Here is a 5,298-nt window from a genome sequence, read left to right as displayed (position 1 = left end):
GCGGTACAATATGAAAATTAAGAGTACAAACTATCATTGATTTTGCAGGACAATTTCAGACAAGATTCTGATTAATTAGGGTACAGTGACAGCTGCGGGCACGCTCACATTCGGCGTCTCAGGTAAGCTGCGCCATTCCGACATGGTGATGTATGACCGCGAAACTGAAAGCTGGTGGCAGCAGGCCATCGGCCGGGCCATCGTCGGCGATCTGACAGGCACCGAATTGAAGACCCTGCCCACTTGGATGGAAAGCTGGGAGGAGTTCAGCAGCCGTAACCCGGATGGGCTGGTGATGAACGAACCGGCCTATATTCGCGACTATGGGCGCAACCCTTATCGCGGCTATGACACCCTGTCGCGGCCCTTTCTCTATTCCGGTGAAAACCCGCCCCATGGCATCAACCCACTGGCGCGCGTGATCCGCGTCGGCGACAAAGCCTGGACTCTGGAGAGGCTGAGAGCAGAGGGCGAGATCTCTGAGGCCGGGATAACGCTCTCCTGGCGCGCGGGGCAGGCCTCGGCCCTCGACACCGGGCGCATCGCCAAGGGGCGCGATGTAGGCTCAGTCCGGGTGCGTAACGCATCGGGACAGGATATCGCCCATGATGTCATGTTCGCCTTTGCATTCCACGCCTTCTGGCCGGAAGGCAGATGGATGCTGGCCGACGGGGGTGAACGTACGCTCTCGAAATGACCGCTTGACGGACGCGGGCCAGACAGCCATCAGCCGCGTGCAATCAAGTTAGCAATGCCCCTGCCGTTCCGACGAAGAGAACGCACCATGCAACGTTTCAAGCGTATGCGAAGTTTGCTGAAATTCGCCTCCGTCCACTCCTCCGTCTAAAACCATTTCAACCAGGAAAGATCGCTCACCAGCCGAGACACCCTCAAGCTGACACGGTCCGCCGCTCTTGCCGAGTTGCGCAAACTTGGTGCTGTATATTGGTGCTGTATAAAGGACAGTTCTTTTGGCCTAACGGAGACAGGTTCGAATTTGTCTGACAGCACCGGTCAAGCACCCGCGGCCAGTGATACTAGCGATTCGGGTTCCATGCCGTTGACACCGGCGTCGGAGACTAAGTTGCTCGCAAGCAAGTTTTTGAAAACGCTTCCGTTCCACTGCTTTCCCTAGCGTAAACTTATCTCCTTGCATTGCTGTGTCGCAGAAAGGATAAAATCTCAATTGGAGATAATGCGGGGTGGGCCCGCAAAACACTAGGACTTAAGACAATGGAAAAAATCCAGAACTTCACAGCGATTTGGAAAGATGCGATGGGCGAATTTCCCCTCAAAGCCGCAGTCTTCGAAAATGCGTTCAGAACTTCCACATCGCTGAGCGAAAAACTGTCGCGCATTTCATTAGAAGCGGCTGAAAAATCAACGGATATTTCCAGCGTGTGGACCAAAGATACCATTGTCAAGCTGACCGAAGTGTCAAAAGCCAAGGCGGAGCCAACTGAGTACGCAAAAGCTGCCACAGATTTTTTGTCGGGCGCTACCGAAGACGCCACTGAAATGATGTTTGCTTTTGCCGAGATCGCCAAGAAAGCCCTGATAGACACTGTCGAGTTGCTGATGACCGCCGGCAGAGACATCACCAAAGAATCCGCCGCTGCAAAGAAAGCCTTAGCAGCCTAATTCGGAACAAGAGAACAGAATTGCGCCGTTTCTTATTAATTGGTGCAATAGAGAAGGGCAGATTGAAGAATCTGCCCTTTATGCGCGTGTGTAAGAGGATCGAAACGTTATGTATGATATGCTCCGGTGCGCACCTATGTAACGTAGCCCTATGTAAAGGCGGCGTGAATATCGCTTATTTACAAGCCTCCGATGGGGGAAACCATTGATCGCCGTCGAAAAAGATATCCGTATCCTGTCATCCTTTTGGGAATTTTTTGGTCAAGAAGCGGTTGCTCGTTCCACAGGGATAAATGATTGGTTAACCCGTAGACTATTAGTTTATGACAACCCAAACTTTGGCGGTGCAGCGAATGTCGGCAATGCGGGCTGCGCTGCAGCGTTCCGAAGGTACAACGCAGGTCTGGTTTGGGCCGACTTCCCACCGTGGGAGGCGAATGCAAAATGAAACGTCGCTGATGGCTGAGAACCATTCTAACTGCAAAGCTTCGGCGAACCTGCGCTCGTGATTTTCCGGCCGTAGAACATGAGGCGGACTCCAGCCCAGTATGCCGCGGCTTCACACATGGGACATGGTCGGGAAGATGAGTACATGGCCGCTTGGTTCAAATCTCGGTCATTGAGGCGGCGCGCCGCGTCCCTGATCGCGGCCATTTCGGCGTGGGCCGTGGGGTCTTGATCCAAGATGACCCTGCTCCACGATTGGCCAATAATAATGTTATCGCGCACCACAACTGCGCCATACCCCTGATCTCCATGATCAATCGCATACTGACGCATTTCGAACGCGCGCTCCATGAATGTGGCATCCTTGGGATCACTTGGTTGAGGTATTGCGTCGTCCGCCCTTGTAGAAGTTTGGCCTACAGCGGAGCCACTCAATCCAATTGTCAGTGCGCTAAAGCCTGATGCGCCAAGAAAACCACGCCTCGCGAATTCGAGGTCGCTGTGGCAGTCCTGTTCACTTTTTCTGATCTTGTCCATTGTGCCGTTACCCGTGAGATGTGTTCAAATCTGTCACCGCTCCACTACGAGAGGAACTTGATTTGAGGTTGGTCTCATCCAAGCTGCCATCGGCACCTGTGAGGTGGAACGCTCCGCTTCAGCCTGCTGGACTGGCCTCAGTCCTCTTTTCTTAGCCGCTCTGCCATCTTAGCAAATCCGCGCAGTTCGGCGTGTTCGAGCGGTGTAGTGCCGTTACGATCGGCAAGCGATCGGTCAGCACCCGCTGCCAACAACGCATCCAGAACCGCAAGATGGTCCAAGCCGCCGTCACCAAGCACAACGGCTTCGATTACTGCTGTCCAATGCAGATTGTTCACATGATCCAGAGGCGCGCCAGCAGCGATCAGCTGTCGAACAATCTCGACATGACCGAGATGCGCGGCTGCAATCAGTGCCGTTCCTTCATAAGGGCTGGTCGTTAGTCCGGGATCGTTTCCCAACTCGATTGCGAGCGTCATCAGTTCTGGATCATTTGCAACGGCCGCAATTGTGACAACGTCGTAGGCCTGACCTTCAAGCGCGTTCATGTCAGCACCGGCCTCAGCCAGTGCACGCAATGCCTCGTCCTCTGAAGCAAACGCGGCCACATGGGCTGGTGTGCGACCCCGCGAGTCCCGTGCGTTGACGTTTGCCCCTGCCGCAACGAGTTGCCGGATCATTTCTTCGTTGCCGGTGTGAGCGGCTGCGAAGAGACCGTCGTATTGCGCGACCTCATCAGCCGAAGGCGGTGTCTGCGCCGTGCCTGCGCTGGCGGCAAGACCTATCACGAAAGCAAATAGTAGAAAACGAAACATGGCCGATCCTATTACCTACATATTGGTCAGCTATAGTAGTAGCGGATGCATTCAATGTCATTTTCCATTCAGGATCAGAATCCATTCACGGGAATTGATTTCGCAATGTCATTGGACAGACGGGCTGAGTTTGCCGACAATCGCGTCATGGAACTGACGGCAACCACACCTGTCCACCTGATCCATGTGGACCCCGACATTAACATGGCGCGGTTCTATGGAATAGAATTGCAGCCGACGCTGTTTGGGGAAGTGTCCGTCCTTCGTACTTGGGGACGTATTGGGACAAACGGGCAAGCCATGATGGTGACATATGATGACGAAGCCCAGGCCGGTGAAGCGCTCCAAAACCTCGAAAAGCAAAAGCGCCGCCGGGGGTATGTTCCGGTCCTTGGTGGATCATGCTGCAATCCGCGCAGCGCAGCTTGGCCTGCCCGCGCTGGAACTGCAAACGCGCGTGGAGCTCACTGAAAACCATCGCATATTTTCCAGGCTTGGGTTCACGATTGTCAGCACGGGCAGCCATGAGGGGTATGACAGACCCACAGATTTCCTGCTGCGCAAGCCGATCAGTTTGTCTGCGGATAGCTGATCACTGAAAGATAGCGTGCCGGCAGATTGACCAACCGTTCCGGGCCGTGGGGTGCGTCGGCGTCAAAGAACAGGGTATCGCCGGGCTTCAGGGGATAAATCTGGTCCCCGTGGCGGTAGTCTACCTCGCCTTCAAGCATGTAAATCGTCTCAATTCCACCATGTTGGAACGTCGGAAACACGTCGGATTCAGCGGTCAAAGTGATCAGGTAAGGTTCCACGATTACACCTGATCCATTGGCCCCGATATGCCCAAGCAGGTTGTATTGATGGTTGGCGCGAGTTCCTTCACGTTCCAGCTCGACGCCTTCACCTGCTTTGGTATGAACCGCCTCGCGGCGCTCTTCAAATTGTCTGAAAAAACTTGTCAGGGGAACTGAAAGCGCATCGGCGAGCGATTGAAGAGTTGTCAGCGAGGGAGATGTGTTGCCGTTCTCGATCTTCGACAACATGCCGATCGACAATCCTGTCAATTGGGCCAGTTCAGCGACGGTGATGTTTTGCTGTTTGCGAAAGGCTCGGACCTCGCGGCCGATCGCTACTTCGAGCACCTTTTCACGTTCGCTCGTTCGAACGGAATGCGGATCCTGAGTCAGATTTCCCACCATTTCTGTGTCGCGTTTTTTCAATGTTTCGCCTTCAATGTCTTGCTACACTTGTCCGAACTAACGATGCAAGCAGCTGCGCCGTTTCAGCCAATCCAATTCGGGCTATCGTAGCACCCATTATTCCTGATAGTAAAATAATCATGCTGGTAGAAAAAATGTATTCGAGATTGGATTCCTGTTGTTCGACGGACTTCCGATGGCCTGCTTGACTTCGGTCATCGAACCTTTGAGAGCGGCAAATGAAATAGCGGGACAAGAGGTATTTTGCTGGTCATTGGTGACTGAGAACGGCGGTGAGAAAGTCGACCACGGTAGCGGCGGGATGACCCTGCTGCGGGCGGCGTTAAAGTCGTCCATCTTTGCCCTTCTTTTCGTAACGGAGGGGGGGCGGGAGGATCTTTTCCGTGGATTTGTATCGTAAAGTTCGTCTGGCCTGTGCCGAGGGCATGAGCCAGCGAGAAGCGGCCCGGCATTTCGGGATATCTCGTGACAGCGTTCGCAAGATTTTGGCGTTTTCGGTCCCGCCCGGCTACCGGCGGTCAGCACGGGATTGCCAACTTGCAGTCGTACCTGAGGCTGTTTAGCCGGTCTCCATGAATATACCAGCTGAGATGCCACGCCTGAAGGGCTACCGTTTTCCCCGTGAAGTCGTCGCCTAC

The 5,298-nt window shown here is 54.1% G+C and carries 7 protein-coding genes and 3 pseudogenes; 6 read left to right on the top strand and 4 right to left on the bottom strand.

What is annotated here, in order from left to right; genetic code table 11:
- Positions 1-88: 88 nt before the first annotated feature.
- The 4 genes and pseudogenes from ACR0JI_RS21700 to ACR0JI_RS21685 form a co-directional block, all read left to right on the top strand.
- Positions 89-697, top strand: a pseudogene (locus tag ACR0JI_RS21700) (DUF3179 domain-containing (seleno)protein); the annotation flags it as partial.
- Between the two features lie 60 nt (positions 698-757).
- Positions 758-940: pseudogene (locus tag ACR0JI_RS21695) on the top strand (IS6 family transposase); the annotation flags it as partial.
- A gap of 293 nt (positions 941-1,233) precedes the next feature.
- Complete coding sequence (locus ACR0JI_RS21690; RefSeq protein ID WP_480478556.1) at positions 1,234-1,641, top strand: phasin, PhaP; 408 nt, start codon at positions 1,234-1,236, stop codon at positions 1,639-1,641.
- Positions 1,642-1,846: 205 nt separating this feature from the next.
- On the top strand, positions 1,847-2,089 hold the full coding sequence (locus tag ACR0JI_RS21685) for a hypothetical protein (protein WP_480478554.1): 243 nt from the start codon (positions 1,847-1,849) through the stop codon (positions 2,087-2,089).
- A gap of 26 nt (positions 2,090-2,115) precedes the next feature.
- On the opposite strand, the gene ACR0JI_RS21680 is transcribed toward ACR0JI_RS21685, so the two are convergent.
- Together ACR0JI_RS21680 and ACR0JI_RS21675 are read right to left on the bottom strand one after the other, a co-directional pair.
- Entirely contained in the window at positions 2,116-2,625 is a 510-nt protein-coding gene (locus ACR0JI_RS21680) for a nucleoside deaminase (RefSeq protein WP_480478552.1), read from the bottom strand.
- Positions 2,626-2,762: 137 nt separating this feature from the next.
- Positions 2,763-3,440 carry an ankyrin repeat domain-containing protein gene (locus tag ACR0JI_RS21675; RefSeq protein ID WP_480478550.1) on the bottom strand — a complete coding sequence of 226 codons (678 nt, stop codon included), beginning with the start codon at positions 3,438-3,440 and terminating at the stop codon, positions 2,763-2,765.
- A 54-nt stretch (positions 3,441-3,494) separates the two neighbouring features.
- Here ACR0JI_RS21675 and ACR0JI_RS21670 point away from each other — a divergent pair, with 54 nt between their 5' ends.
- Entirely contained in the window at positions 3,495-3,911 is a 417-nt protein-coding gene (locus ACR0JI_RS21670; RefSeq protein WP_480478548.1) for a WGR domain-containing protein, read from the top strand.
- A gap of 98 nt (positions 3,912-4,009) precedes the next feature.
- On the opposite strand, the gene ACR0JI_RS21665 is transcribed toward ACR0JI_RS21670, so the two are convergent.
- Together ACR0JI_RS21665 and ACR0JI_RS21660 are read right to left on the bottom strand one after the other, a co-directional pair.
- On the bottom strand, positions 4,010-4,639 hold the full coding sequence (locus tag ACR0JI_RS21665; protein WP_480478546.1) for a helix-turn-helix domain-containing protein: 630 nt from the start codon (positions 4,637-4,639) through the stop codon (positions 4,010-4,012).
- Positions 4,640-4,777: 138 nt separating this feature from the next.
- Positions 4,778-4,996: a hypothetical protein gene (locus tag ACR0JI_RS21660; protein WP_480478664.1), complete on the bottom strand. Its 219-nt coding sequence runs from the start codon at positions 4,994-4,996 to the stop codon at positions 4,778-4,780.
- 47 nt (positions 4,997-5,043) lie between these two features.
- Here ACR0JI_RS21660 and ACR0JI_RS21655 point away from each other — a divergent pair.
- Positions 5,044-5,184 (top strand): annotated as a pseudogene (locus ACR0JI_RS21655) (helix-turn-helix domain-containing protein); the annotation flags it as partial.
- Between the last annotated feature and the right edge of the window lie 114 nt (positions 5,185-5,298).

Source organism: Ruegeria sp. N10 (assembly GCF_056531545.1).
Note: the sequence above shows the minus strand (reverse complement) of the source record. Positions and strands in the feature narration are given on the sequence as shown.

Coding starts and splice junctions, on each gene's coding strand:
- ACR0JI_RS21690 (WP_480478556.1), top strand. CDS start 1,234: ATGGAAAAAATCCAGAACTTCACAGCGATTTGGAAAGATGCGATGGGC.
- ACR0JI_RS21680 (WP_480478552.1), bottom strand. CDS start 2,625: ATGGACAAGATCAGAAAAAGTGAACAGGACTGCCACAGCGACCTCGAA.
- ACR0JI_RS21675 (WP_480478550.1), bottom strand. CDS start 3,440: ATGTTTCGTTTTCTACTATTTGCTTTCGTGATAGGTCTTGCCGCCAGC.
- ACR0JI_RS21670 (WP_480478548.1), top strand. CDS start 3,495: ATGTCATTTTCCATTCAGGATCAGAATCCATTCACGGGAATTGATTTC.
- ACR0JI_RS21665 (WP_480478546.1), bottom strand. CDS start 4,639: ATGGTGGGAAATCTGACTCAGGATCCGCATTCCGTTCGAACGAGCGAA.
- ACR0JI_RS21660 (WP_480478664.1), bottom strand. CDS start 4,996: ATGGACGACTTTAACGCCGCCCGCAGCAGGGTCATCCCGCCGCTACCG.